This window comes from Faecalibacterium hominis (ex Afrizal et al. 2022) (genome assembly GCF_049545105.1).
Taxonomy (GTDB): domain Bacteria; phylum Bacillota; class Clostridia; order Oscillospirales; family Ruminococcaceae; genus Faecalibacterium; species Faecalibacterium duncaniae.
In genome coordinates, this window is the sequence record NZ_CP186860.1 from 752,642 (window position 1) to 777,203 (window position 24,562).

The following is a 24,562-nucleotide window of genomic DNA, read 5'->3' on the forward strand; positions in this document are numbered from 1 at the left end:
ATTTCCTTTTGTGTTTTACCGCACCAACAGCAGCAGCCAGGCGGATGCCACAGCCTGCAGGATGAGCCAGCGGGCCACGACCTGCTCATCACTCCAGCCCAGACGCTTGCGCACATGGTCGTGCAGCGGGGTCAGGGTGTTCTTGAGGATGGAGATGTGCAAAAACCGCTTGAAGCTGATCTTCAGGATGCCCAGGCTGCCGTCCACGATGAACACCAGCGCGGCCAGCAGGAAGGCGAAGGGATGGCTGCTCTTGAGGGCCAGAACGGCCAGGAAGAAGCCCATGGCGCGGCTGCCCGCGTCACCCATCAGCAGGGTGGAAGGCTTGGCGTTCTGCCACAGGTAGGCCAGCAGGGCACCAATGAACACGATGCCTGCGGTGGCGTAATCGCCCAGCTCCTCCCAGTAGGCCAGCAGGAAGGTGCCGATGCTGACCACGGCAAGGCTGGCGGAAAGGCCGTCCACGCCATCGGTGCAGTTGACCACATTGATGCTGGCCCAGATCAGGACGATGATCAGGATGAGGTAGACGGCATAGGGCAGGCTGAAGCTCCAGCTCAGGAAGTTGACCTCCGTGCCGTTGAAGTTCAGGTAGGTCACGCCCGCCACAACGGCAATGACCAGATCGATCAGGCCCTTTTTGTACTCGTTCCAGGCAGTCTCGGCGGCATCGTCAAAATAGCCGGAGAGCATGGACGCAATGAGCAGGACGGTGTAGATGACGTACTCTGCCTTAAAAGGCACCACGGCCAGCGTGACCAGTGCGATGCAGAGTACAAAAATGAGGCCGGAACCCCGGGCCTTGCCCTTGGAGAGTTCGCCGTTCACGGCAAACGCGCGGCCATGGTCGTGGGGGAGCTTATCGTGGAACACCGAGTCCATCAGCGCGGTCAGCGCAAATGCAAGCAGAAAGCCCAGCGCATCCACGGTGCGCGGGTTGCCAGAAAGCAGTTGAAGCATAGTTTTTTTCCTCTTTCCCGGAGCGGCAGAGGCCGTTCCTGTTCTTTCACGGCTGGATACAAATGAAGTGTATCACGCCCGGGCCAAAAAATCAATCTCCGGGGCAATGGCTCCCCCATGGGCTGATGGGTTGACATTTTTCGCCCCCCTGTCTATAATGAATGGACAAACGCCCTTTCGAGGGTATTTTTTTGTCTCACAGGAAAATCGGAGAAAAAGGAGAAGACATGAAACTTTCACTTGAACAGCTTTCGGCCCGGATGCGGCAGGGTGAGACCATCCCCTCCCGCCAGACGGCCCAGGTGGCTCTGGCGCTGAGCATCCCCTCCATTCTGGAGCAGCTGGTGGTCACTGCCATGGGATACATCGATGCTGCCATGGTGGGCCACATCGGTGCAGAAGCTACTGCTTCCATCGGCATCGTCAGCTCCAGCACCTGGCTGCTCCACGGTGTTCTGGTGGGCCTGTACACTGCCCTCTCCATCCAGATCGCCCAGTATCTGGGGGCCGACCGGCAGGATGATGCCCGCAGCGTACTGCGGCAGGCCATGCTATTCAATGTGATCCTGGGCGTTGGAGCCGCTCTCTTCGGCCTGGGCATCAGCCCCTTTCTGCCGGGGTGGCTGGGAGCTGACCCCTCCCTGCGGGCAAACGCCACAGCCTACTTTGCCATCTGGTCAACGGCGCTGCCCTTCACCATGGCCATGGGCATGTACACCTCCATCCTCCGGGCGGCAGGCTACGCCCTGACCGCCAGCCTCATCAGCGTGCTGGTCTGCGTGCTGGATGCCATCTTCAACTTCTTCCTCATCAACCCCACCCGGACGCTGTGGGGCATCACCGTCTGGGGTGCCGGGCTGGGTGTGCCCGGCGCAGCCCTGGGCACCGCCCTGGCCACTGTGGTGGGCGGCCTGCTGGCTTTGGCCATCCTGCTGCTGCGGGCAGGCCCCCTCTGCATCCGGAAGCCTGCCCCCTGGAAGATCACCCGCTCCTGCCTGCGGAACCTGCTGTGGGTGGGCGTACCTCTGGCGGGAGAGCGCGCCGCCATCTCTCTGGCGCAGGTGGTGTTAGTGCGCATCGTGGCCGGCCTGGGTACCGTGGCCATTGCCGCCAACAGCCTGGCTGTTAACGCCGAGGGCCTGTGCTACATGGCGGGCTACGGCATCCAGAGCGCAGCTGTCACCCTCATCGGCCAGGCCGTGGGTGCCAACCGGAAGGATATGGCCAAGCGGTTTGCCTGGCTGTGCACCGGCCTTGGCATGGGGGTCATGGCCCTTTCCGGCGTTGGCCTGTGGATCTTTGCCCCCACCCTGATGAGCCTTTTCACCACCGATGCGGCTGTCATCGCACTGGGTGCTCAGGTTTTGCGCATCGAAGCCTGGGCCGAACCCATGTTCGGTGCCTCCATCGTGGCCAGCGGTGCCATGCAGGGTGCGGGCGACAGCACCTCCTGTTTTGTGCTGAACATATTCAGCATGTGGTGCATCCGGCTGACGCTGGCGTTCCTGCTGGCTCCCCGGCTGGGCCTGATGGGTGTTTGGGGTGCCATGTGCTGCGAACTGAGCATCCGGGGCCTGCTGTTCCTTATCCGCCTTGCCCGGGGCAAGTGGCTGGAGAAAGGCGCGCTGTCTTAAATCAAATCGATAAAAGCAAAAAAGAAAGGACGCTCTCGCGTCCTTTCTTTTTTACTCCGTCACTCACTTCCGGCCATGCAGGATGGGAGAGAGCGGCTTATAGATCAACATGCAGAGCAGGGCATCCAGCAGGCCCTTGACCAGAGTGAAGGGCATATTGAAGATGACCAGGCACTTGATGAGGCTGTTGGCAGAGGGCAGGATAGCCTGATACATGCCCAGGATGGCTTCCAGCGGCATGTGGTAGAACTTGACGTAGGCCGGGTAGGTGATGAAGTAGTTGGACGGCACACTGAACAGGGCCATGGCCACGGCACCGGCCACGGCACCGATGATGGCGTTCTTGCGGCTCTTGTGGTGCTTGTAGAGGTAACCGGCCAGTGCGGAGAACACCGCACCCAGCATGAAGTTGCACAGCTCACCCACCAGCGCGGTAGAGGTGCCCTTGATGACCACATGGAGCAGGTTCTTCATAAAGCTGATGATCACGCCGTACACCGGGCCAAGGGCAAAGGCACCCAGCAGAGCGGGCAGGTCGGAGAAGTCCATCTTGACGAAGGACGGGATGAGCATCGGGAGCGGGAACTCGATGAACATCAGGATAAAGGCCACTGCGCTGAGCATGGCGGCAACGGTCAGGTTGCGGGTCGTGTTTTTCTTCATGGTAATATCCTCCCGGGGCGTTCTGCCCCAAATCATAGATTGGAAAGCCCCTTTCGCGTGGTTCGGAACCGGGAAGACAATCAAAAACGCGCCCTGCCGCAGCAAACACTGCAACAGGGCGCGTAGACAAATCGTATTGCCTGCCGTTTCTTGCATCCGGACTATACCGTTGGCCCCGGAGTCTCACCGGGTCAGCACCCTTGCGGGTGGTCGCGGGCTGTACCGCCAGTGGGGAATCTCACCCCGCCCTGAAACGAACTTTCTGGCCAAGAGTATAACGCGGCTGCTCCGCCTTGTCAACCCCCTTTTTTATTTGCCCTGCACGGGCCGGATATGGTATACTGTGGGACAGGATGTTACAATTTCTGATACAAGGAGCTTTTTGCCATGATTTTTACCGTTCGTGACCTCGGGTTCGAGATCGGGCCTTTTTTGCTGGAGGGCTGGTGGGCGCTGGCTGCCCGGGCTGTCTGCGCCGCTGTCATCGTTTTTGCGGGGCTTCTGCTCGGCTGGCTGCTGCGCCGGAAGATCTTTCCCGCTCTGCTGGCCCGCAGCTGGCACTTTGCCGCCACGCCCATCCTCCTGCGCAGCTTACAGAGCCCTTTGGCGCGGATGGCCTTTTACAGCGGCCTGTATCTGGCCCTGACCAGCCTGCCGTGGGCTATTCCGGGCCTGACAAAGTTTCTGTTCACGGCCTATAAGATCGCAACGACCCTCCTGCTCTGCCAGGGCCTGTACAACGCTTCTGAGGTAGCCGACCTGCTGCTGGCCTCCTTCAGCCCGGAGATCCGGAGCAACAAGACCCTGCGCTCCCTGCTGGACACCACCTACAAAGTGCTGGTCATCATTCTGGGTGTTGCCACCTGCGCGCAGATCGTCGGCTTCCCCATCGGCAGCATCGTAGCCGGTGCCGGTCTTGTGGGCCTGACCATCTCGCTGGCCGCGCAGGAAAGCGCCAGCAACCTGTTCAGCGGCATCGTCATCCTGCTGGACAAACCCTTTTCCATCGGCGATTGGATCACCGTGGGTAATGTGGAGGGCGAAGTCATCGACATCAACTTCCGCTCCACCCGCATCCGCTCCATGGACCACAGCGTGGTCATTATCACCAACAGCCAGATCTGCGCCTCCACTGTCCAGAACACAGCCCTGCGCACCATGCGGCCCTATAAGTTCACGCTGGGTGTCACCTACGGCACCACCCGTGCCCAGCTGGAAAAACTGATGGCTGACCTGCAGGCCATGTTGGACAACAGCCCTTACACCAACAAGGGCACCAACATCGTCCGGCTGACCAGCTTTGGCGATTCCAGCATCAACATCCTCATCTCGGCCTACCTGACCACCAACGTCTATGCCACCTTCCTGCAGCAGCAGAATGATCTGAATCTGAACATCATGGACGTGATGCAGGCAGACGGCGTGGACTTCGCCTTCCCCTCCACCAGCGTCTACATCGAAAAGAATTGAGCATACCAGAACGCCCCCTGTTTGCCTGCTGCGGCGCACAGGGGGCGTTTTTGTCATACGTCATTCCCGGGTCCTGATCTCAATCGTTCTGCCGCCAAGATTTTCATAGACGCGGTGGGAGACAGAGAGCACCGTGCGGCCCGCGGAGGCACGGCGCAGAGCCTCCAGCACGCGGGCCTCCGTTTCGGCATCCAGATTGGCGGTGATCTCATCCAGCAGCAGCACGGCGGGGTCTGCGGCGGCGGCACGGGCAATGGACAGCAGCTGCCACTCGCCCTGTGAGAAGATGCCCTCGGTGCAGACAGTGTCATAGCCCTCCGGCAGAGCCCGGATGGCAGCATCGATCCCGGCCAGCGCGGCGGCATCCCTTGCCATTTCCCCGGTGATCTGCGGGTCTCCCAGCGTGATCTGCTCCAGCACGGTGCCCGGCACGCGGGAGAAATGCTGTTCCACACAGCCGATGCAGGTGCGGCGCTCCCGGTCGGTGATGTCCCCCACCTTCACGCCGCCGATGGTCACCGTACCGGTCTCCGGCTGATACAGGCCCAACAGGAGCTTGAACACAGTGCTCTTGCCCGCACCGGTGCGGCCAACCAGCGTGACCTGCTCCCCCTGTTTCACGGTCATGGAAAAATCCTCCAGAATGTGCCGTTCCCCATAGCCGAAGGTGACATGTGCAAATTCCACATCGCCCCGGGCAGCCTCCCTGCGCGCGGGCGGGATCGTGCGCTCCGGCTGGTCGAGAAAGGCATCGATGCGCCTGACACCCGCCATGGCCGACTGGATGGTCTGGATCTCCATGCCCAGGCTCTCGATGGGGGTGAAGATGCGGGAGATGTAGTTGATGACAGCCACCGAGGTGCCCACCGACATGCCGAACAGGGTCAGAAGCTGTGCGTTCCCCGAAGCGGAGAGCAGCATCACGATGCCGACCACAGCAGCATTCAACAGCAGCACCACCGGCGAATAGACGGCATCATAAAAATTGGTGCGCTCCATGGCGGCATAGCTGTCACCGATGCACCGGTCATACCGGCGCTCCATGTAATCCTCCAGACCCAGCGCCCGGATGGTGCGGATGTTGTGCAGAGTCTCGGGCACCTGCCCGGAGACTGCGGCGACCGCGCGGCGGTTGTCCAGCTGCGCGGCCAGCATCCGCTTCTGGACATAACGGGTGAACACGGCAAACAGCGGCAGCACCAGCAGCAGGATCAGCGCAAGGCCGGTGTTTTTCACCGCAATGACCCCCATGATGGAGACGATGCGGCAGGCATCTGCTGCCATGCTGATGATGCCGGAAGTGAACAGGGCTTCCACTGTGTCCACATCGCCCGAAAAGCGGGCGGCCACCTCGCCGGGGTTCTGCTCTGCCAGTGTGCCGGCGGGCAGACGGCTCAGCTTCCGGGACATTTCCGAGCGCAAGGCATGGGTCATCCTCTGGCCAAAGAGCACCAGCAGGCTTTCCTGCGCCGAGGTGAGCACACCTTCCAGTGCAAGGCTGCCGAAGTAGAGCAGCACGGCCAGAAAGGACAGCGGGAGGCCCGCGGTCAGACGGTCGATGACCCGGGCCAGCAGCAGGGGCGGCAGCAGGGATGCCGCCACCGAAGCTGCCACACACAGCACCGTGCCCACCGTGAGAAGGCGGTGCGAAGCCGCTGCCATCCGGACGGCAGCAAACACGCCGTGATCATTTTTCTTTTTCATGCGCCCTCTCCCCTTTTCCGGCCGGTCTGGCTTTCATACAGCTGGTGGTAGACCGGAACCGCTGCCATCAGCTCCTCGTGGGTGCCAACGGTGGTCCTGCCGCCCTCCATAAAGATGATCTGCTGCATCTGCGGGAAATGGTACAGCCGGTGGGAGATCAGGAACACCACCTTATCCCTGGCATACGCCTGCAGCTCGGCAAAGATCGCATCCTCGGTGCTGCGGTCCAGTGCCGAGAATGGGTCATCCAGCACCAGCACCGGGCGGGGATGGGCCAGCGTCCGGGCCAATGCCAGACGCTGTGCCTGCCCGCCGGAAAGGCGGGTGCCGCCGCTGCCGATGACCGTCTCCGTACCCTTTTCCATGGCCAGCACTTCCTCCTTCAGGGCAGCGGCTGCAAGCCACGGCATGACATCCTGTTCGCTGCCGCAGAGGACATTATTCTGCACGGTGTCGGCGCTCAGTTCCGGGTCATGGCCCAGATACCCGACCGTGGCGGCGATCTGGCGCGGGGTCAGGGTGGAAAGCTCCCTGCCACCAAAGCAGACCGAGCCTTGATAGGGCGCTTCGCAGAGGAATACGCGGCCAAGGGTGGATTTTCCGCAGGCGACCGGGCCGGTGATGCCGATGATATCGCCGGGGTGGGCCGTCAGGCTCAGGCCGGAAAAGACAGGCTCTTCCCCATAGGAGAAGGCGAGTTCTTTCAGCGTCACATCCTGTGCCGCCGGGATCTGCAGGGCATCCAGCTGCTCGGGCGTTTTCATCAGGGGTCTGATGCGTTTCCAGGAGACCTCTGCCTTTTGCACCGCGTTGAAGAGCTTGGCCACCTTGGAGGATTTGACCACCAGCTTGGTGAAACAGGAAAGGAAGGTGGTGAAGGCGGCGATATCCCAGCTGCTCCAGCCGGTGCCCAGCACATTTTTTGCGCCGAACCACAGGATGAAGAGGGTCCCTGCCTCGGATGCCGCCAGATAAAGCGGCGGCAGCGCGGACTGCCACACGTTGTTCCGCACGGCAGTCTTTTCGTAAAGGCTCAGGGCCTCCTCGTATTTTTCCATCCGGGCCTCCTCGCAGCCGTAGATGCGGTAGGTCACAGCATTCCGGGCACGGTCCAGCGTGGCACTGCTCAGGGCACCGGCGGCCTTTTTATAGGCCGCACCGGCACGTTGCACCGGCTTTTTCATTCCTGCCGCGCAGACATAGGACACGGGAGTAAAAAGCAGGCCCAAAATCGCCAGCCGCCAGTCGTACACCAGCAGCATGACCGCATAGCCCGCCAGCGCCACACCGGTGTCGAACACCTCCGTGGTGAACTTGCGCATTCCCTCCACGCAGTCGTCCACATCGGCGATGGCCTTGGTCATCAGTTCACCGGCCCCCTCTTTTTCCAGCGCGGCCCGGCTCTGCCGCACCAGATTGGCGTACAGGATGCCCTTCATCCGGCGGTTGATGTTGTTGGCAAATCGGCGCACATAAAAACGTTTGATGAAGCGCGCCGCCTGCACCAGCAGTGTGACCGCAATGTAGGCCAGCACCAGCAGCGCCATTTGGGCAGCAGTCTCACTGCCGCCCAGGATATCCGCCAGGCACTGGGCCAATCGGCCCTCGAACCACGGCGCGGCCAGCAGACCGATGTTATAGACAAGGCCCGAAAGGGTCACAAGGAGCAGCGGGAACCACTCCACCCTGAAATAGGAGAGGACCCGGTCCGGGCGGAACGATCTATCTTTTTTCATGGGGCATTTTACCTCCTGCGGGTGTTCCATTCAGTATACCACGGTACAAAAAGTATCTGGACAGCTTTGTTCAGAAAAAAGCCATGACAGCAGGAACAAAATGCAAGATCATTGCAATGGTCACCGCTGTCATGGCGATCGGTTTTCTTTGTATGAAAAATGCTCCCATCGGCAGGATCTGCATTGCAATAGATCCCCCCGGGATACCATCAGATTGCAGGCATCCATGGCCCGCAGGGATACAGTTGCGTTCTTATCGGTTCACGAAATTCAGCGCCAGCACGAGCAGCAGCATGTGTACCGGGTAAAAGGCATAGCAGGCATACTGGAACGGTTTGCTGTGGCAGCCCTGCCGCCCGCGATACAGCCAGATGGGCACCAGCGCCAGCAGCGCCAAGCCCTGCTGGCAAAACTCAAATTCCATGCCGAACAGCTGGATGGGGTACACAAGTCCGCCCAGCAGCGCCACGTTGACCCAATACAGCGCCGCCAGCTGCCCCAGCAGGCACCACCACTTGCGTCCATGGAAAAAGTAGAAGATGAACACGGTCAGCACACCGGCACCGTAGTAATCCACCATGCCCAGCGTGCCCAGCACCGCGCCCGCCACCATCACAAGAGCGGATACCAGCAGGTACAGCCCTGTTTTCTGCTTTTTGCGCACCGTTTCCATCAGGTGGATGCCCAGAAGCCCCAGCAGCAGCGTCCAGATCACGTTCTGATGCACCGGGTAGAACCATGTCCCGCCATACATCAGATCAAAGGGCACTTCCGAAAGCAGTGCAAACAACAGCAGCCGCAGGACATAACGCTTCAGATTCCGGGTATGAAAGTAGCCTTCCACTGTCATAAATGCAAAGATAGGGAACGCCAGCCGCCCGGCGCAGGTCAGCCACTCCTGCGCCGGCAGAAGGGTCGCCCACAGGTGATCCATCAGCATCAGCGCCATGGCAATGAGATGAAGTGCTGCTGCACTCAGGTCAAAGCAATTTGCGGCAGTGGGACTGATCGATTTGTTTGACATGATCATACCTCGTCTTTGTCTAAATTCAGTTGCTTTGTCTGGAATACGAACGACTCCCTCCAAGAATTGCAGCCCCGGCGGTAAAAAAACTGCCGGGGCTGCAATTCTTCATCGCTTATCCCTCCGGTTTTGCACCGGCCATTTTGGATACGGCAAGCATCCAGGGCAGCTTCTGCCATTTGCTCTGCCTGCAAAATGGGGGATGCAGTGCACCCGCCCCGCAGGCGGAAAAATGCTCCCGCAGCAGTCTGCGGGGCAAATTCAGAAAGGGTGGCTTGCCTGCCTGCCCATGGAGACGTAAGCACAAAAGCAGGAATGCGGGAAAGGGCAAGGGACGGTTTCGGCGAAGAAACGTCTGGCGGTGGCGGAAAAGCCGAACGCAAGATTTTTTCAATTATGCTGGCTCGTAAGGTGAACCGGACCGAAACTTCCTTGCGGAACTGTGCAGCGTTATCGTTCATCTGCACCTGAACCGGCAGCCGCGCACCTGGCGCTTGCCGCACCCAAAATAGCCGGTAGAGCGTGGTTTAACGATTGGCGCTTTCCAGATACGTCTCAAACGCCTCGGCAAAGCTGGCATTCACATCAAAGGGAACGGTGTAGTCCACCTTGGAGGTGACAAGGCAGAGGTCCAGCCGGTTGGAGGTCTCGTCTGCCTGCCGGTTCAGCTTGCTCAGCGCAGCGTGGATGACCTTGCGGTCGTAGTTGATGGTGGTCACCCGCTTTACATCGCAGCAATAGGAGATCTGGTTGCCCTCGGCGTTAAAGCGGTAGCCGGTACCGCCGCCGGAAAGCAGCTGCTCGGAACTGCGCAGGTCGTTCATTCGCTTGAAGGTGCGCGCCACGCTCTGCCGCGCAGCGTTCAGACTGACCTCGCTGTCCATATCCATGTCCAGCGCATCCTTTGCCTTGCGGATGGCAGCGAACAGGCGGCCCTTCTCCTCCAGCAGATAGAGCATGAACCGGGCAATATCGGTGATCTGCTGAGCATATTCGGTCTGGGGCAGGTCCAGGATCGTCTCGTCCTCAGCCTCTGCCATGACCTTGTGGCGCAGATAGGTGTTGGCCACATTCGTCACGTTGGAATCGCAGTCCAGAATGCCCTGGGCCTCGTCCAAAAGGGCCTGCAGCTTGTTCTGATAGCGGAATGCTTCTTTCAGATTCATTGTGTCCACCTCGTTTTTTCTTAGTCGCTGTGCGTTCCCGTCTGTTTTCCTCTATTGAACCATATTTTCCGGCAAAACACAAGCCGCCCGCCCAAAAGTGCATTAAAATGCAAAGCGCCCCAACATGTTCTTTACTACACGTTGGAGCGCTATTTTCTGGAGCAGGATACGGGACTCGAACCCGCCGCCTACTGCTTGGGAAGCAGTCGCTCTACCGGATGAGCTAACCCTGCAGGACTGCTCCATTAGTGTAGCAAAGTGCGGCGGTTTTGTCAACAGTTTTTTCTGTCGGAACGCGGCAGGCGGAAAAAACTTGCTTTTTGCGCCAGTTGCTTTATAATGAAAGATAGATTATCACAATGGAAGGAATTCTACATGATCTTTGTGCCCATGCTGCACTACCTGCAGAACAAGAACTCATTCAGCGGCAACGAGGACGGGATGCGCTACCTCATCACCCCGGGCAAGCGCTCTGTCCCCGACCCGGACGGCGGCGAGGAGGCAAAAAAAGAAGAAGCCATCCTCACGGTGGATCTCTGGCCCGAGCCGTGGACGCTGGACAAGACCGACCCGGCCCTGCGGCGGCGGGAGATCTTCCCGATGACCGAGGAGGGCCGCACCGCAGTCGCCCAATATCTGAACGATGCCTACAACGCCGAACCGGAACGCTGGAGTGCCCACCCGTCCATCCTGGACTGCGAGCCATGGACACCGCCCGCACCGGAACCGGATGCCGAAATACAACACTGAGGTGCACCATGATCTACCGACTGAAAGAATTCAAGGGTGACACCATCCCGGTGCCGCAGCTGGTCTTTTCCAAGCTGGGCATTGCGGAGGAATATAACGTCCGGGTGGCTCTGTATGTGCTGGCCACCGGCATCACTGACCCGGAGAAGCTCTGCGCCGACTTAAAGCTCCGCAGCAAGATGACCGCCGAGAGTGCCCTGTCCTTCTGGGCCGGTGCAGGTCTGCTGGAACGGTACGAGGAGAACGCCGCCCCGGGCGAGGAGCCCACAGCCCCTGCCCCCATGACCTGGAGCGAGATCGCAGCGGCCAGCCGCACCGACCCCATGATCTCCTCCCTCATCGACTGCGCCCAGACCAGCTTTGCCCGTCCGCTGACCCACCCCGAAATGGAAAAACTGGTGAATTTCTATGTGCAGGAGGCCTTTGCACCCGAGACTGTCATGCTCTGCGTGGCCTACGTGGCCAGCCGGGGCAAGCGGACGATGGGTGCCGTCAGCCACGAATTGAAGGTCTGGCGGGCCGAGGGTGTGGAGACCGGCGAACAGGCCGACGCACACCTCCAGCTGCTGGCCCTGCGCGCCCAGCGGGAGCAGTACGTCAGCGGCCTGCTGGGCATTGCCGACACCGAGCTGACCCTTGGCGGGCGCAAGGCCATTGCCCGCTGGTACGAGGTCTACGGCTACGATGATGCCATGGTGCAGGAAGCCGCCGTACAGGCCGGGCCCAAGCGGGATCTCTGGTACTGGAACAGCATCCTCAAGACCTGGAATGCCAAGGGCCTGCGCACCGTCCACGATGTGCGGGGCCCGGTGGCCGGGATGGGTGCCAGCCGGAACCTCCGGGTGGACCGCGCCGAACCCAGCGGAAACGATTTTCTCAAGAACGCTGCCCGCCGCCGTCCGCTCCGCAAAAAGACGGACACGCCTGCAGAATAAGGAGCTTTTATGCGTACCAAACAGGAACTGTATCAAGCCGCCCTGCGCACGGTGGCTCTGCGGCGGCAGACCGCCCGCGCCAATGCCGAGGATGCCCGGCTGGAGGCGGAGGCCGCCATCCCGGCCCTGCGCCACGCTGAGGACGAGGTGCGGGTGCGGGGCATCCGCTGCGCGCTGGCAGGCGCTGCCGGAAAAGACCGCACCGAAGCCGCCGCCGCACTGAGCAAAGCCCGGCAGGAGCTCACCGCCCTGCTGGCCGCCAGCGGCCGCCCTGCGGATGCGCTGGAGCCCAAATTCACCTGCAAGCTGTGCCAGGATACCGGCAGCGTGCAGGGCCGCACCTGCACCTGCGTTCACAAGCTGATGCAGGGTCTGCGGCGGGAGGAGATCGAGGCGCTGTCCAGCCTGTCCATTTCCAGTTTTGACACCATGGAGCTGCGGTACTACCCCAACACCGTGGACGAGAAGCTGGGTGAGCCTGTCCGCACCTACATGGGCGGCCTGCTGGAGGATCTGCGCAGCTACGCTGAGGAATTCGACCACAACAGCGAGAGCCTGATGCTTTTCGGCAACGCGGGGCTGGGCAAGACCCACGCCGCCCTTGCCATTGCGGGCATCGTGCTGCAAAAGGATTTTGACGTGATCTACGTTTCCAGCCCAGACTTCTTCGGCAAACTGGAAAACGCCCGCTTCGACTCCTCCGAGGATGCCGAGACCCTGCTGCGCACCGCCTCTGCCGCCGACCTGCTGATCCTGGATGATCTGGGCACCGAGTTCGTCACCCCCTACTTCATCACCACTTTTTACAGCCTGCTGAACAACCGCCTGGGAGCCGGTCTGCCCACCATCGTCACCACCAACATTGCGGATGGCTCCCTGCTGGAAAAGCGATACACCGAAAAGATTTCCAGCCGCCTTTCCTCCTTTGTCCCCTGCCTGTTTGCGGGCGAGGACATCCGGGGCCTGAAAGCGGCGGAGTAAGACAAGGAGGTTTTCCCCATGAGCTTTGAGCGCACTACGTCCTGCGGCGTGATCTCCGGCACGGCTTGCCAGTGGCCGGGCGTTGCCGCTTACAAGGGCATCCGCTACGCCACCGCCGGGCGGTGGGAGTTCCCTGTCCCCGTCACCCACTGGGACGGTGTCTACGATGCCACCCGGTACGGTGCCTGCTGCTACCAGCCCCGAGCCTTCTATGATGAAGCCGCCGCACCCGGAAAAGCCTTCTACTACAACGAGTTCCGCAAGGGCGAAACATACACCTACAGCGAGGACTGCCTGTTCCTGAACATCTGGACCCCTGCTGACGCAGCTCCCGAGGACAGTCTGCCGGTCATCTTCTACATTCACGGCGGCGGTTTTACCGGCGGCTGCGGCCACGAGAAGCACTTCGACGGCCCCGTCTGGCCCACCAAAGGCTGCGTGGCTGTGACCATCAACTACCGGCTCGGCCCCATGGGCTTTGTCTGCCTGCCCGCGCTGGCTGAGGAGGCCGGGTCCACCGGCAACTACGCCCTTCTGGACCAGCTGGCGGCCCTGCAGTGGGTGCGCGCCAACATCGCTGCCTTTGGCGGCGATGCCAACAACATCACCATCATGGGCCAGAGCGCCGGTGCCATGAGCGTCCAGCAGCTTGTCCTCTCCCCCATCACCAGGGGGCTGTTCTCCAAGGCCGTGATGAGCAGCGGCGGCGGCGTGAGCCAGATGCTGACGGCCAAGCCCGCCGAAGCCCATTACCCGTTCTGGAAGCAGGTCATGGAGACCGCCGGGTGCAGCACGCTGGCCGAGTTCCGTGCCCTCGCCCCCGCCAGACTGTTTGCAGCCTGGGATGCCGTCCGCACCCAGCCCCAGTTCAAGGGTATGGGCTGTGAGCCCGTGGTGGATGGCCGTTTCCAGGTCAAGACCGGCCCTGAGATGCTGGCTGCCGACGAACAGCACCATATTTCTTACCTCATTGGCTTCACCAGCGAGGATATCGTTCCGCCCTACCTCTACCAGATGGCCCAGGACTGGTGCGCCCGGAACGCCGACAGCTACGGCTGGTTCTTCGACCGCCAGCTCCCCGGTGATGACCGTGGTGCCTGGCATTCCAGCGACCTGTGGTACTGGTTCGGCACACTGGCTCACTGCTGGCGGCCCTTCACTGAGAAGGACACCGCCCTCAGCGCCCAGATGGTGGATTACCTGACCAACTTTGCCAGGACAGGCGACCCCAACGGCGCAGACCTGCCCCAGTGGCAGACTGTTACCGCCCAGCAGACCGATTTCCTCCGTCTGGGTGAGGAGCCCACCCACATGGGCAGCGTGGATGTCCAGAAGCTCCTCTGGACGATGCAAAACGTCCCCGCCGTAGGGGAATAAGCCCCCGCTCGAATCACCTCAAACCCCAGAAAAAACAATATCCCCCGCTGCAGACGTGCCAGAACACGCTTTGCAGCGGGGGATATTTCCTTATTTGAGTTATGCGCCGTGGGCGTTTACGCTCCGGGGCGGGTTGACACGCCGGAACTTCAATGCACGTTCCGGGGTCGTTTCCGGGCAGTCCTCATCAAAAGTAATGGGCATTTTCCTGGCCCGTTCCAGCTCTGCCAGCTCTTCTTTTGTGAAAGCCAGCTCTTTCTGCATCTCTGCGGACAATTTATTCACATTTACCATAATAGAGCCCCCTCTCAAAATTCGTTGCCAGTCTTGCCGAGATCAGCCGGGTCACATCCGTTTTTTCTCCGTTTTCTTCTACACGGATGCGCTCTGTATACACCACAAACAAGATTTCGTTCACCTTGCCGATCAGTGTATTTCCCTCCGTACAGTAAACTTTACCTGCGGAAGTATCACCGATCGTATCATAACGCGGCTCCTCATCGCTGTGTGTGTCATCATAAAACTCAATGCGGTCATAGTCAAAAAACACACGAGCCGCACTTTTAAAGGAAAGACCGTGCTTGCGGATATTGATCTGGTTCTTTTGTTCGTCATACTCAAAGGCCATTCCACCCATCGTAAAACTCACCAGTCGGTTCTCCAATATCGTGCACACTCTCTTTCCATGGTGTTCTTTTCTTTATCTTACCATAGCTTCGTCATTTTTGCAAGCACTCTTCTTCAAATAATACCCAATGCCGATGGCATCTGCCAGTGCCCAGCCGATGGGCACACTGAGCCAGATGCCGGTAACGCCCAGCGGCGTGGCAGAAAGCAGGTAGGCCAGCGCCACACGGGTGCCAAGGGAAGCAATGGTCAGGAGGACCGACATCCCCGGCTGGTTGATTGCCCGGTAATAGCCGTAGAGCAGGAAGAGCACGCCAATGCCGATGTAGCACGCGCCCTCGATGCGGAGGTATTGCACGCCCGCCGCGATGATCCCGGTCTGAGCCGGGTCGATGAAAATCCCCATGAGCGGGGCGGCAAAGGCGCAGACCAACACGCTGATGACGATGCAGAACACCGCGCTTGTCAGCCCGGCACTGCGGATCCCTTTTTTGATGCGGTCCGGCTGGTTGGCTCCATAGTTCTGGGCCACATAGGTCGAGAAGGCGTTGCCAAAATCCTGCACCGGCATATAGGCAAAGGAATCGATCTTCACCGCTGCCGCAAAGGCCGCCATGATGACCGTGCCGAAGCTGTTGACCAGACCCTGCACCATCAGGATGCCAAAATTCATAATGGACTGCTGAACGCTGGTCATCACCGAAAGATTCAGGATATTGGCAAGGTTCTTCCGGTCCCACCTGCAGTCTGTCCGTTTCGGGCAGAGCTGCGGGAACTTTTTCAGGGTGTACAAGCCGATGCCCACCCCGGACACATACTGGGAAAAGACAGTTGCCCCGGCTGCCCCCTTCACACCCCAGTCAAGCACAAGGACACAGACCAGATCCAGGATCACGTTCAGGATGGCTGACACAGCCAGAAACGCCAGCGGCACCACGGAATTGCCGATGGCCCGCAGGAGGTTTGCGAAATAGTTATACAAAAAGGTGGCCGCAATGCCCAGAAAGATGATGAGCAGGTAGTCCTTCATCAGCGGACAAAGCTCTGCGGGCACCCGCAGCACCCACAGGATGCCGTCCAGACCCAGATAGACCAGCAGGTTGAGCACCAGGGCGATGCCCGCAATGAGCAGGAAGGACTGGAACACGCTCTGCCGCATCTTCCCGGTCTCGCCGCTGCCATACTGCATGGACACAGCCGCACCGCTGCCCATGCACAGACCCAGCAGGATCGAGGTCAGGAAGGTCATCAGGGTGTAGGAGGAACCCACCGCCGCCAGCGCATCCGCGCCGAGGAAGCGGCCCACCACCCAGGTGTCGGCAATGTTGTACATCTGCTGCAGCAGGTTGCCGAACATCAGCGGCAGGGCAAACAGCAGGATATTCTTTGTAATGGGGCCTTGGGTCAGACTGTGCTGCATGGAGATCATTTCCTCCGATTCCTATCTCAGACATTTCAGCAGAATTTTGCGCGGTATTCCTTGGGTGTGCAGTGCTTGATCTCCCGGAAGGTCTTGATGAAGTAGCTGCCATCTGCAAAGCCGCACTCCATCCCGATCTCGCCCGTCTTGAGCCGGGTGGAGCGGAGCAGCTCGGCGGCCTTTTCCACCCGGAACTGCTTGACATACTGGATGGGCGTGATGCCCAGCATCTGCCGGAAGCTGCGCAGGCAGGCGCTCTCGCTCAGTGCCACACTGGCCGCGATGCGTTCCACGGTCAGCTCCTCGGCGTAGTGCTCCTCCACAAAGCGGAGCATCTGCTTCATCCGCTCGGCGGCGATCTGCTCCTGCTGGGAGACCTTGGTCTTGCCGCCCACGCACTGGGTGCTCAGCAGCCGCAATGCCGCAGAGAGATAATAACGCACCCGGTTCTCGTAATCAAAGGGCTCCACGGCAACCGCCTGCCAGGCTTCCCGCAGGCAGGCAAGCACCTGCGCCTGCCAGGGCACTGCCCCATCCAGCAGAAAAAACGCGGGAGCATCCGGCTGGAGCATGGGTCGGATGAGCTTCTGCCAGAAGATGGTGTCCATTCCGCCCACCAGCCGGGGGTGGAACACGCCCGAGTGGAGCAGAGCCTCCCCTTTTTCCGCCTGCTCCACCGCGTGGAGGATGCCGGAGTTCAGGAACACGCCCTGATTCGTCTGCAGGGTCACCCGGGTCTTGTTCACGTCCACCGTCAGGGGGCCCTTCATGGCCAGTATGTACTCAAACTCCTCGTGCCAGTGCCAGGCCACCGAATAGCTTTTCAGGTTCTCCGCGTAGCAGGCAATGGGAAACAGGGCGCTGCCATGCTGGACCAGTTCCCGCCCCTCGGCATCGGCCATAACATCCTGCTGGAAGGTCAGCCCGGTAACGATATTGGCAGCAGAGACACAGCTTGTCTGAAACGCCATATTGAACAATTCCTTTCCGCAATACTTTGAATATTTTTTGTCAAAGCCGATTTTGTTGTACAAATCGGGTGTTTTTATTCTATCTATCGTGCCAGTTTCGTGGTATTATTTCATCAGAACCAGCAAGCACAGTATAACACCGCAGGGGGCGGAAAACAACCCCCGGCACTGCTTGATCCGGTTCCCGAGAAGCGTTCCCCACGGGCAGCCTGGCCCGAGGGACTCTTCCAGAATAAAACATTTCTTTGTGGGAGGTATTTTTATGCTTCGCATCCAGTATCTTGATAAAGACCGTTTCATGCAGCAGGTAGCCGCCAGCCGCGGCAGTGTGCTCCTGCACCTGGCCAATGGCGAGACCTGTGACCTGAAAAAGGACAACGCCGCCACCGAGCTGTTCCAGATGATGGACGCTCCCTCCAAGGGCTTTGACATCTCTGTCACCGACCCTGCTGATGTCACCGGCTTCCTGCACTACATGCTCGAGGCCGGCCGCAGAGATCGCGTCGCCTGCTGACCCTTCGACATTCTCCTTTTTTCGCATATTACAGCAATGTAAAACGCCCGCTCCGGGGTCAGAAGCCGGAACGGGCGTTTTACGTTTGTTCTGTTACAGGATGCACCGGCTGATGGCCCGTGCCACCGCCAGCAGCTCATCCTGCCCGATGAAGCCGAACTTCGCCTCGTGCTCATCCGCAAAGCAGACCGTCAGCTCTGAGGTCTGCAGCGGGTCACCAAAGCCTGCCGTCTTGATGCCGTAATGCAGGATCTTGCGGTAGGGCAGCACAAAGATCTCCTGCCGGGTGCCGGTCATCCCCTGCATATCCACCATAAAAATGCGGTGGGTGGTGAACACGGCCTGATCGCGCACGGTCTTGTAAGCCCCCACGATCTGCTCACCGTCCAGCAGCAGCTCCTGCACATTTTTGCAGATCTCCTTTTCCTTGATGCGGATGAGGTTCTGCATCGGCTTGTCCCGAAATTCCATAACACACTCCCCTTTCGGCTTGTCCGGATGTTTGGTCAGCCCCATTGTAGCATCTCAGGCGGCGGTTGACAAGCCTTTGCGCTCCCTCTCGCCTTTTTGTTCCGGATGTGCTATACTGGGCAGGAACATCACAATCACCCGGGAAATGAGGTTTTGACCCATGGAGATCATCATCCATCAGGCAATTTTGCATGTGCTGGACACCACGCTGGACGCGCCGGTGCTCAGCGGCGGCGGCATGGAGCTGACTGCCGAAAAGACCGCCTACCTACAGAATCATATCGAAAAGCTGCTGGCCAGCGATGAGATCCGCCAGTGCCGCCCCCTGCCGGACTCGGCTTTCCGGAACGAGCTGGAGCACAATCAGGATTTCATTGATCTGTCCTGCCGCATTGCGGGGGTACTGTTCGATTACATGCACGCCCACACCACCATCCCCGGGGCGGACCTGGCCGTGGTGGATTTCACCCGGGACGGCGCACCCTGGCTGGGCATCCTCAAGCTGAACTATAAAAACGGCTACACCCACTACACCGAGACCGTGGAGGGTGCCCCGGTCAACTCCATCATCCAGCAGCGGGCCTGCCTGCCCACCCAGAGCGGCAAGGTGGAGGAGGGTGCGCTCGTCAACCTGACAGACTACTCCATGCGCCTGCTGGAAAAGAAATACGACATCGACGGCCACAAGGAGTTCTACCTCTCCTCTGTTGTGTTCCAGTATACCCAGGCCGAGCCCGAGAAAAAGAAGCTGCAGGCCATTCAGGAGGCCGCCGCACAGGCTGTGAAGGATGCCTATGAGGACGAGCCCCATGCCGACGCGCAGGTGGCCATGCTCATTGCCAACCAGGCTGCCGACAACGACAATCAGGTATCGGTGGAGCAGGTGCGCCAGCAGCTGGCCGAGGAATACCCGCTGGCCGCTGTGCCCTTTGATGACTATGTGGAGAAGAGTGAGGTGCTGGAAGAGGCCGCTGCTCCTGTCACCGTGACCCCTGCCCGCATCCGCCGGATGGAGAGCCGGAGCATCCGCACCGCCAACGGCATCGAGGTCAAGATCCCCACCGAGCTGCTGAACTCCGATTCCGAGCTGGAGTTCCTCCATGATCCGGACGGCAGCGTTTCCCTGCTCATCAAAAATGTGATCCTGTAAGCCGCCGCAGATGGAGCTTGCACGGATCTGTGCGCAGCAGGTAGCTGTGCTTTTTTGCTGATTGGAGCCGGTGCGCTGGGAGTAAAGATGGGCTGGCTCAAGGCCGAGGGGCGGCAGATGCTCTGCGCGCTGGTGCTCACCGCCCTGATGTAACAAATCACCAAAAAAGCCTCAGCCCTTTGAGATCGGGCTGAGGCTGTTTTTCATCCATATTTTCAGCGGTTTTTGCGCTTGTTCCGGTACATATCCCGGTCGGCAGCATGGTAGACTGCGATATAATCAAAGGGGCCTTCTGTCACAGTGTGGTATCCAAAGGCAACATCCAGCTTGAGGCGGTCGTCGCTCTGGCGGGCCAGCTCCCCATGCAGCCTCTCGATCAGCTGTTCGGCCTCTTCTGCAGAGAAGTGGTTGCAGGCAATGAGGAATTCATCGCCGCCCATCCGCAGGGCCACGCTCTCGGGCGGCAGGTTTTCCCGGATCACCCGGCCCACCCGCTTGAGCAGCAGGTCGCCGTACTCGTGGCCGTAGGCATCATTCACACGCTTCAGGTAGTTACAGTCGCCCATAATGATCGTGATGGGCATGATGGCTCCCTTCAGCTGCTCTGCACCCTTTACCTTCAGGTAGTTGCGGTTATACAGACCGGTCAGTTCATCGTGGACGGCCCAGTTCTCGGCCTGTTTTTCCAGCCGCACCCGTTCGGTGATATCACCAATAAGCCCCACGATGCCGATGATCTTTCCCTCCAGCACAACGGGGTTCTTTTTGATTTGATAGTATGCCGTCCCATCCTTCCGGGGCACCTCGGTAATATAGCCGGTTCCCTTGCCGGTGGCAAGCACCTTCTGGTCCTGCTCATAATAAAAGCGGGCCTGTTCCTCGCTGCTCCAGATCTCCAGATCTGTCTTGCCCAGCACATCCTCTTCCTGCCCTTCTCCGTAGGGGAAGAAAGTCCTAACGTCCGAAATAAAAAGATAACGGCATTCCGTATCCTTGAAAAAGAGGTTCGCCGGTGTACTGCGCAGAAAAGTCATCACTTCTTCGTAGCCGATCGCATCGATCCACTGCATCCTGTGGCCCCTCCTTTCCATTTCTCTTTTTTATTATTTTACCACATTCTATTATACGAGCGATGCACCTGTTTTGCAAGTGTTAATTGCGTTCCCTCAACGATCCGGAAGCGGACGACTCCACCCCCGGTGCAGACAGAAAGGCCGCTGACCCATCTCAGGTCAGCGGCCTTTCTGTCTGTGCTTATTCGGCTGCGTTCAGCTGTGCCTTGTGGTATTGCAGGGTGTACAGCTGGTAGTAGCGGCCATGCCGGGCCAGCAGCTGCTGGTGGGTGCCCTGCTCCAGAATTTTACCGTGGGACAGCACGATGATGTTGTCCGCATGCTGGATGGTGGACAGCCGGTGGGCCACAATGAGCATGGTGCCCACGGTGCGCATCTTTTCCAGCGAATCCTGAATGAGCAGCTCGGTCTCGGTGTCGATGTTGGCGGTAGCTTCATCCAGGATCATCACGCTGGGCTTATGGATGATGGTGCGGGCAAAGCTGAGCAGCTGCCGCTGTCCGGCGGAGAAGTTGTTGCCGCGCTCACGCACCTCTTCGTCCAGCCCGTGGTCCAGCTTGTTGATGAACTTGTCGGCGTTGACGTAGCGGCAGACCTCCATGATCTCGCTGTCGGGGATGCCCTCTTCCCGCAGAACGATGTTGGAGCGGATGGTGCCCGAGAACAGGAACACATCCTGCAGCATCTGGCCGAAGTGCCTGCGCAGGGAGGAGATCTTGATCTTGCGGATGTCGATGCCGTCGATCAGGATCTGGCCCTTCTGGAACTCGTAGTTCCGGCAGATCAGGGAGAGAATGGTGCTCTTGCCGGAGCCGGTGGAGCCCACAAAGGCCACCGTCTGGCGGGCATCCACATGGAAGGAAACGCCCTGCAGCACCCACTCGCCGGGAACGTAGCTGAACCACACGTCCCGGAACTCGATCTCGCCCTTCACCTCGTCCAGCTCAATGGCATCGGGGGCATCCTGCATCCTGGGCTGGATGTCCATGATGGAGAACACCTTTTCTGCCGATGCCAGCGCCGACTGCAGCCAGTTGAACTGCTCGGCCAGGTTCTGGATGGGAGTGAAGAACTTGGAGATGTACATATAAAAGGTGACGATGGTGCCGCTGGAAATGGTCTGCCCCAGAAAGCTGACATTGTTCAGGTGACCCATGCCGCCCAGATAGAACAGGCACAGGATCGAGCTGACATAGAGCATATACACCAGCGGACGGAACACGCTGAACACGAAGATCTGCTCCTGATTGGCCCGGGCCAGCTTCTGGCTCTTCTGGCGGAAGTCCTCCATCTTCTCGTCCTCCCGGCCAAAGATCTGGGTGACCTTGATGCCGGACAGGTTTTCGGACAGATAGGTATTGATATCGGTGGTCGCGTTCTTGAGCTTGCGGTTGGCGCGGCGGGAGAACTTGCGGAAGATGACCGTGAAGATCACGATGAAGGGCACAAAGCAGAGCACCATCAACGTCAGCTCGTAGTTCAGGCAGAGCATGGCCACCAGAATGCCCAGAATGACAAAGCTGTTCTTGGTCAGCTGAACCAGGAGGTTGGTGAACATCATGGAGATGGCGTTGGTATCGTTGGTCACTCGGGTGACCAGCTTGCCCACCGGGATCTCGTTGAGCTGCTCGTGTGCCAAAGATTCAATGTGGCTGAACAGATCCTCGCGCAAATCGGAGATGATGCGCTGGCCCACCCGCTGCAGGATCACGGCCTGCAGGTAAGTGCTGCCCATAGAGAACACCAGCACGCCTGCATACACTGACACGCCCAGGAAGAGGGCGCGGAGTTCAAACGCCCCGGCCACCAGCTCCTCGATGCGGCCCACGATGAGGGGTGAAATGATATCGTAGGCAATGGAGAAGAGCATCAGCAGGCCCACAATGAGGAATTTGCTCAGGTAGGGCCGGGCATAGCGGGCAAGGCGGCGCATGATCTCGCCGTCCTCCATGTTGCGCTCAAAGCCCATGGCGGTCTTTTTGTCCTTGACTGCGGCATAGGCTGCCACCAGCAGGGCGGTGATCACGCCGATGACAGCGCCCACCAGAACCAACGGATTCAGATGCATCATGCGTTTTCGCCTCCCTTCGTCTCATCCTCCAGCCGCTGCAGATCGACCATCCGGCGGTACTCCGGGCAGGAAGCATACAGCTGGTCGTGGGGGCCGACGGCTTCCACCCGGCCCTCGTTGAGGAAGATGATCTTATCCAGCCGCTCCACCGTGGAAATGCGGTGGGCAATGAGCAGGGTGGTCTTGCCTGCCCGGCTGTTCTTGAGATTGTCCAGAATGATCTTCTCGGTGCTGGTATCCACCGCCGAGACAGAGTCATCCAGGATCAGGATGGGTGCGTCCTTGAGCAGGGCGCGGGCGATGGAGATGCGCTGCTTCTGACCACCGGACACCGTCACGCCGCGTTCGCCCAGAACGGTCTCGTAGCCGTCCTTGAAATCCACGATATTATCCCGCACATCAGCCATGCTTGCCGCACGCTCGATGTCCTCCGGGGTGGCATCATCCACACCAAAGGCAATGTTGTGGGCGATGGTGTCCGAGAACAGGAAATTATCCTGCGGAACGTAGGCACAGGCATTGCGCACCGAGTGGATGGAAAGGCTGTTCACATCCCTGCCGTCCACGAACAGGGTTCCGTCCGGCACATTATAGGTGCGCAGCAGCAGGTCCACCAGGGCGGTCTTGCCCGCACCGGTCTTGCCCACGATGCCCACGCTCTCGCCGGGCGCAATGGTAAAGGAGATATCCCGCAGCACATCGTACTCGCCGTCCGGGTAGCGGAAGTTCAGGTGGCGGAACTCGATGCCGCCTTTGGGGTCGGTCAGGTCGGCCACGCCGGGGCGGTCGGCCACATCGATGGGGGCATCCAGCAGCTCAGTGATGCGGTTCAGGGAAGCCCTGCCGCGGCTGGTCTTTTCGATCAGCATGGACACAGCCATGATGGGCCAGACAATGGCCTCAAAGTAGCCGATGTACTCCACCAGCTGGCCGGCGTTGAACCGGCCCTGATAGACCAGATAACCGCCGTAACCCAGAATGATGCAGATCACGGACTCCACGAACAGGGTCACCAGCACCTCCAGCAGGGTGGCGATCTTCGTGTAGGTCACGTTGATCTCCTCGTTTTCCTTGTTCAGCTTCCGGAAGGCCTGCAGTTCCTTGTACTCCTTGACAAAGGCCTTGATGACCGCAATGCCAGAAAAGTTCTCCTGCGCAAAATCGGAAAGGCCGGAGAAGGCCTCCTGCCGCTCCTCCCAGCGCCGGGTCATCACCTTGCTCATCTGGGTGCCGATGGCAAACATGATAAGCGCCGGGATCAGGGCCAGCAGGGTCAGCCGCACGTCCATGGTCCACATCTTATAAAGGGCCAGCAGACCCAGGGTCAGCGCGTCGAAGAACATCAGCACGCCGTCACCAAAGCACTCCTGAATGGTGTCCAGGTCGTTGGTGTACAGGCTCATCAGGTTGCCGACCTTGTTCACCTGATAGTACTGCTGGGACAGCCTGCGGCTGTGGTCGAACATCCGCTCCCGCAGGTCTGCTGCGACCCGCACCGCCGAGCCGAAGAAACAGATGCGCCACAAAAAGCGCCCAATGACCATCAACACCACGATCCAGATCATGGGCAGACAGATGTGCTGCAGCAGCACCTCTTTGGTAAAGAGCAGCGTCTCACCGTTCACCACCACCTGGCCAAGGTTCACCCCGTTGATGACCAGCCGGTAGAGCTGCGGGATCAAAAGCTGGATGTAATCCACCGTCAGCAGGGCGGCAAGGCCCAGCAGCAGTACGGGAGCATGCTTGAGGTAATACCGGTTGATGTACTTGCCGAATATCACTGCGTTTTTCCCTCCTTTTCCAATTCCAAAAAAGCTTTCAACGTACAAAAAAGCCGCTGCATCACACGACGAATCATGTTTTGC

The 24,562-nt window shown here is 59.5% G+C and carries 23 protein-coding genes, 1 tRNA gene and 1 riboswitch; of the genes, 8 read left to right on the top strand and 16 right to left on the bottom strand.

Annotation, left to right across the window (positions count from 1 at the left end):
* Window positions 1-15 precede the first annotated feature (15 nt).
* Entirely contained in the window at window positions 16-960 is a 945-nt protein-coding gene (locus ACKXGA_RS03700) for a phospho-N-acetylmuramoyl-pentapeptide-transferase (RefSeq protein ID WP_005931988.1), read from the bottom strand.
* Between the two features lie 227 nt (window positions 961-1,187).
* On the opposite strand from ACKXGA_RS03700, the gene ACKXGA_RS03705 reads away from it, so the two are divergent.
* Window positions 1,188-2,594, top strand: a complete 1,407-nt coding sequence (locus ACKXGA_RS03705; RefSeq protein WP_423730105.1) for an MATE family efflux transporter — start codon at window positions 1,188-1,190, stop codon at window positions 2,592-2,594.
* A 63-nt stretch (window positions 2,595-2,657) separates the two neighbouring features.
* Here the strand turns inward: ACKXGA_RS03705 and ACKXGA_RS03710 are convergent, their stop codons facing one another.
* Complete coding sequence (locus ACKXGA_RS03710) at window positions 2,658-3,257, bottom strand: ECF transporter S component (RefSeq protein ID WP_156059873.1); 600 nt, start codon at window positions 3,255-3,257, stop codon at window positions 2,658-2,660.
* Between the two features lie 140 nt (window positions 3,258-3,397).
* Window positions 3,398-3,517, bottom strand: a riboswitch (FMN riboswitch).
* 127 nt (window positions 3,518-3,644) lie between these two features.
* Here ACKXGA_RS03710 and ACKXGA_RS03715 point away from each other — a divergent pair.
* Window positions 3,645-4,727 (top strand): mechanosensitive ion channel family protein, encoded by a 1,083-nt coding sequence (locus tag ACKXGA_RS03715; RefSeq protein WP_423730106.1) that lies wholly within the window; start codon window positions 3,645-3,647, stop codon window positions 4,725-4,727.
* A gap of 60 nt (window positions 4,728-4,787) precedes the next feature.
* Here ACKXGA_RS03715 and ACKXGA_RS03720 read toward each other — a convergent pair whose 3' ends face one another.
* The 6 genes from ACKXGA_RS03720 to ACKXGA_RS03745 form a co-directional block, all read right to left on the bottom strand.
* Window positions 4,788-6,431: an ABC transporter ATP-binding protein gene (locus ACKXGA_RS03720; RefSeq protein WP_423730107.1), complete on the bottom strand. Its 1,644-nt coding sequence runs from the start codon at window positions 6,429-6,431 to the stop codon at window positions 4,788-4,790.
* Entirely contained in the window at window positions 6,428-8,167 is a 1,740-nt protein-coding gene (locus tag ACKXGA_RS03725) for an ABC transporter ATP-binding protein (protein WP_423730108.1), read from the bottom strand. Before ACKXGA_RS03725 ends, ACKXGA_RS03720 begins: the two co-directional genes overlap by 4 nt.
* A gap of 253 nt (window positions 8,168-8,420) precedes the next feature.
* Window positions 8,421-9,191 carry a TraX family protein gene (locus ACKXGA_RS03730; RefSeq protein WP_423730109.1) on the bottom strand — a complete coding sequence of 257 codons (771 nt, stop codon included), beginning with the start codon at window positions 9,189-9,191 and terminating at the stop codon, window positions 8,421-8,423.
* A gap of 2 nt (window positions 9,192-9,193) precedes the next feature.
* Window positions 9,194-9,652 carry a hypothetical protein gene (locus ACKXGA_RS03735; protein WP_423730110.1) on the bottom strand — a complete coding sequence of 153 codons (459 nt, stop codon included), beginning with the start codon at window positions 9,650-9,652 and terminating at the stop codon, window positions 9,194-9,196.
* A gap of 66 nt (window positions 9,653-9,718) precedes the next feature.
* Window positions 9,719-10,357, bottom strand: coding sequence for a hypothetical protein (locus tag ACKXGA_RS03740; protein WP_097770563.1), 639 nt, complete (start codon window positions 10,355-10,357; stop codon window positions 9,719-9,721).
* Window positions 10,358-10,514: 157 nt separating this feature from the next.
* Window positions 10,515-10,590: transfer RNA gene (locus ACKXGA_RS03745), tRNA-Gly, on the bottom strand.
* A 142-nt stretch (window positions 10,591-10,732) separates the two neighbouring features.
* Between ACKXGA_RS03745 and ACKXGA_RS03750 the strand changes: the two genes are divergently transcribed.
* From ACKXGA_RS03750 to ACKXGA_RS03765, 4 genes are read left to right on the top strand one after another with little or no spacing between them, the layout of a single operon-like run.
* Entirely contained in the window at window positions 10,733-11,107 is a 375-nt protein-coding gene (locus ACKXGA_RS03750) for a hypothetical protein (RefSeq protein ID WP_117535792.1), read from the top strand.
* 8 nt (window positions 11,108-11,115) lie between these two features.
* On the top strand, window positions 11,116-12,042 hold the full coding sequence (locus ACKXGA_RS03755; RefSeq protein ID WP_097770565.1) for a DnaD domain-containing protein: 927 nt from the start codon (window positions 11,116-11,118) through the stop codon (window positions 12,040-12,042).
* Window positions 12,043-12,051: 9 nt separating this feature from the next.
* Window positions 12,052-13,023, top strand: a complete 972-nt coding sequence (locus ACKXGA_RS03760) for an ATP-binding protein (protein ID WP_117476927.1) — start codon at window positions 12,052-12,054, stop codon at window positions 13,021-13,023.
* 18 nt (window positions 13,024-13,041) lie between these two features.
* Window positions 13,042-14,400 carry a carboxylesterase/lipase family protein gene (locus ACKXGA_RS03765; RefSeq protein ID WP_423730111.1) on the top strand — a complete coding sequence of 453 codons (1,359 nt, stop codon included), beginning with the start codon at window positions 13,042-13,044 and terminating at the stop codon, window positions 14,398-14,400.
* Window positions 14,401-14,499: 99 nt separating this feature from the next.
* On the opposite strand, the gene ACKXGA_RS03770 is transcribed toward ACKXGA_RS03765, so the two are convergent.
* From ACKXGA_RS03770 to ACKXGA_RS03785, 4 genes are read right to left on the bottom strand one after another with little or no spacing between them, the layout of a single operon-like run.
* Entirely contained in the window at window positions 14,500-14,694 is a 195-nt protein-coding gene (locus tag ACKXGA_RS03770) for a hypothetical protein (protein WP_117476925.1), read from the bottom strand.
* Window positions 14,678-15,049 carry a BrnT family toxin gene (locus ACKXGA_RS03775; RefSeq protein ID WP_317393588.1) on the bottom strand — a complete coding sequence of 124 codons (372 nt, stop codon included), beginning with the start codon at window positions 15,047-15,049 and terminating at the stop codon, window positions 14,678-14,680. Before ACKXGA_RS03775 ends, ACKXGA_RS03770 begins: the two co-directional genes overlap by 17 nt.
* A gap of 51 nt (window positions 15,050-15,100) precedes the next feature.
* Window positions 15,101-16,447 carry an MATE family efflux transporter gene (locus ACKXGA_RS03780; RefSeq protein ID WP_117476966.1) on the bottom strand — a complete coding sequence of 449 codons (1,347 nt, stop codon included), beginning with the start codon at window positions 16,445-16,447 and terminating at the stop codon, window positions 15,101-15,103.
* Window positions 16,448-16,482: 35 nt separating this feature from the next.
* Complete coding sequence (locus tag ACKXGA_RS03785; protein WP_097770570.1) at window positions 16,483-17,418, bottom strand: helix-turn-helix domain-containing protein; 936 nt, start codon at window positions 17,416-17,418, stop codon at window positions 16,483-16,485.
* A 262-nt stretch (window positions 17,419-17,680) separates the two neighbouring features.
* Between ACKXGA_RS03785 and ACKXGA_RS03790 the strand changes: the two genes are divergently transcribed.
* The gene (locus ACKXGA_RS03790; protein ID WP_117533276.1) at window positions 17,681-17,932 is read left to right on the top strand and encodes a hypothetical protein; all 252 of its coding nucleotides are present in this window, start codon (window positions 17,681-17,683) and stop codon (window positions 17,930-17,932) included.
* Window positions 17,933-18,025: 93 nt separating this feature from the next.
* On the opposite strand, the gene ACKXGA_RS03795 is transcribed toward ACKXGA_RS03790, so the two are convergent.
* Window positions 18,026-18,403: a PH domain-containing protein gene (locus tag ACKXGA_RS03795; RefSeq protein ID WP_035393789.1), complete on the bottom strand. Its 378-nt coding sequence runs from the start codon at window positions 18,401-18,403 to the stop codon at window positions 18,026-18,028.
* A gap of 160 nt (window positions 18,404-18,563) precedes the next feature.
* Here ACKXGA_RS03795 and ACKXGA_RS03800 point away from each other — a divergent pair, with 160 nt between their 5' ends.
* Window positions 18,564-19,553: a nucleoid-associated protein gene (locus ACKXGA_RS03800; protein WP_005932044.1), complete on the top strand. Its 990-nt coding sequence runs from the start codon at window positions 18,564-18,566 to the stop codon at window positions 19,551-19,553.
* 215 nt (window positions 19,554-19,768) lie between these two features.
* On the opposite strand, the gene ACKXGA_RS03805 is transcribed toward ACKXGA_RS03800, so the two are convergent.
* The 3 genes from ACKXGA_RS03805 to ACKXGA_RS03815 form a co-directional block, all read right to left on the bottom strand.
* Window positions 19,769-20,623 carry a sensor domain-containing diguanylate cyclase gene (locus ACKXGA_RS03805; RefSeq protein ID WP_242957869.1) on the bottom strand — a complete coding sequence of 285 codons (855 nt, stop codon included), beginning with the start codon at window positions 20,621-20,623 and terminating at the stop codon, window positions 19,769-19,771.
* Window positions 20,624-20,807: 184 nt separating this feature from the next.
* Complete coding sequence (locus ACKXGA_RS03810) at window positions 20,808-22,697, bottom strand: ABC transporter ATP-binding protein (RefSeq protein ID WP_117535793.1); 1,890 nt, start codon at window positions 22,695-22,697, stop codon at window positions 20,808-20,810.
* Window positions 22,694-24,478 (bottom strand): ABC transporter ATP-binding protein, encoded by a 1,785-nt coding sequence (locus tag ACKXGA_RS03815; RefSeq protein WP_181966841.1) that lies wholly within the window; start codon window positions 24,476-24,478, stop codon window positions 22,694-22,696. Before ACKXGA_RS03815 ends, ACKXGA_RS03810 begins: the two co-directional genes overlap by 4 nt.
* Window positions 24,479-24,562 lie beyond the last annotated feature (84 nt).

Excerpts from the sequence above, each read along its gene's own strand:
- ACKXGA_RS03810 (WP_117535793.1), bottom strand. The coding sequence starts at position 22,697 with ATGATGCATCTGAATCCGTTGGTTCTGGTGGGCGCTGTCATCGGCGTG.
- ACKXGA_RS03700 (WP_005931988.1), bottom strand. The coding sequence starts at position 960 with ATGCTTCAACTGCTTTCTGGCAACCCGCGCACCGTGGATGCGCTGGGC.
- ACKXGA_RS03770 (WP_117476925.1), bottom strand. The coding sequence starts at position 14,694 with ATGGTAAATGTGAATAAATTGTCCGCAGAGATGCAGAAAGAGCTGGCT.
- ACKXGA_RS03735 (WP_423730110.1), bottom strand. The coding sequence starts at position 9,652 with ATGAACGATAACGCTGCACAGTTCCGCAAGGAAGTTTCGGTCCGGTTC.
- ACKXGA_RS03765 (WP_423730111.1), top strand. The coding sequence starts at position 13,042 with ATGAGCTTTGAGCGCACTACGTCCTGCGGCGTGATCTCCGGCACGGCT.
- ACKXGA_RS03795 (WP_035393789.1), bottom strand. The coding sequence starts at position 18,403 with ATGGAATTTCGGGACAAGCCGATGCAGAACCTCATCCGCATCAAGGAA.
- ACKXGA_RS03805 (WP_242957869.1), bottom strand. The coding sequence starts at position 20,623 with ATGCAGTGGATCGATGCGATCGGCTACGAAGAAGTGATGACTTTTCTG.
- ACKXGA_RS03725 (WP_423730108.1), bottom strand. The coding sequence starts at position 8,167 with ATGAAAAAAGATAGATCGTTCCGCCCGGACCGGGTCCTCTCCTATTTC.
- ACKXGA_RS03750 (WP_117535792.1), top strand. The coding sequence starts at position 10,733 with ATGATCTTTGTGCCCATGCTGCACTACCTGCAGAACAAGAACTCATTC.
- ACKXGA_RS03790 (WP_117533276.1), top strand. The coding sequence starts at position 17,681 with ATGCTTCGCATCCAGTATCTTGATAAAGACCGTTTCATGCAGCAGGTA.
- ACKXGA_RS03780 (WP_117476966.1), bottom strand. The coding sequence starts at position 16,447 with ATGCAGCACAGTCTGACCCAAGGCCCCATTACAAAGAATATCCTGCTG.
- ACKXGA_RS03785 (WP_097770570.1), bottom strand. The coding sequence starts at position 17,418 with ATGGCGTTTCAGACAAGCTGTGTCTCTGCTGCCAATATCGTTACCGGG.
- ACKXGA_RS03740 (WP_097770563.1), bottom strand. The coding sequence starts at position 10,357 with ATGAATCTGAAAGAAGCATTCCGCTATCAGAACAAGCTGCAGGCCCTT.
- ACKXGA_RS03715 (WP_423730106.1), top strand. The coding sequence starts at position 3,645 with ATGATTTTTACCGTTCGTGACCTCGGGTTCGAGATCGGGCCTTTTTTG.
- ACKXGA_RS03705 (WP_423730105.1), top strand. The coding sequence starts at position 1,188 with ATGAAACTTTCACTTGAACAGCTTTCGGCCCGGATGCGGCAGGGTGAG.
- ACKXGA_RS03755 (WP_097770565.1), top strand. The coding sequence starts at position 11,116 with ATGATCTACCGACTGAAAGAATTCAAGGGTGACACCATCCCGGTGCCG.
- ACKXGA_RS03760 (WP_117476927.1), top strand. The coding sequence starts at position 12,052 with ATGCGTACCAAACAGGAACTGTATCAAGCCGCCCTGCGCACGGTGGCT.
- ACKXGA_RS03800 (WP_005932044.1), top strand. The coding sequence starts at position 18,564 with ATGGAGATCATCATCCATCAGGCAATTTTGCATGTGCTGGACACCACG.
- ACKXGA_RS03730 (WP_423730109.1), bottom strand. The coding sequence starts at position 9,191 with ATGTCAAACAAATCGATCAGTCCCACTGCCGCAAATTGCTTTGACCTG.
- ACKXGA_RS03710 (WP_156059873.1), bottom strand. The coding sequence starts at position 3,257 with ATGAAGAAAAACACGACCCGCAACCTGACCGTTGCCGCCATGCTCAGC.
- ACKXGA_RS03720 (WP_423730107.1), bottom strand. The coding sequence starts at position 6,431 with ATGAAAAAGAAAAATGATCACGGCGTGTTTGCTGCCGTCCGGATGGCA.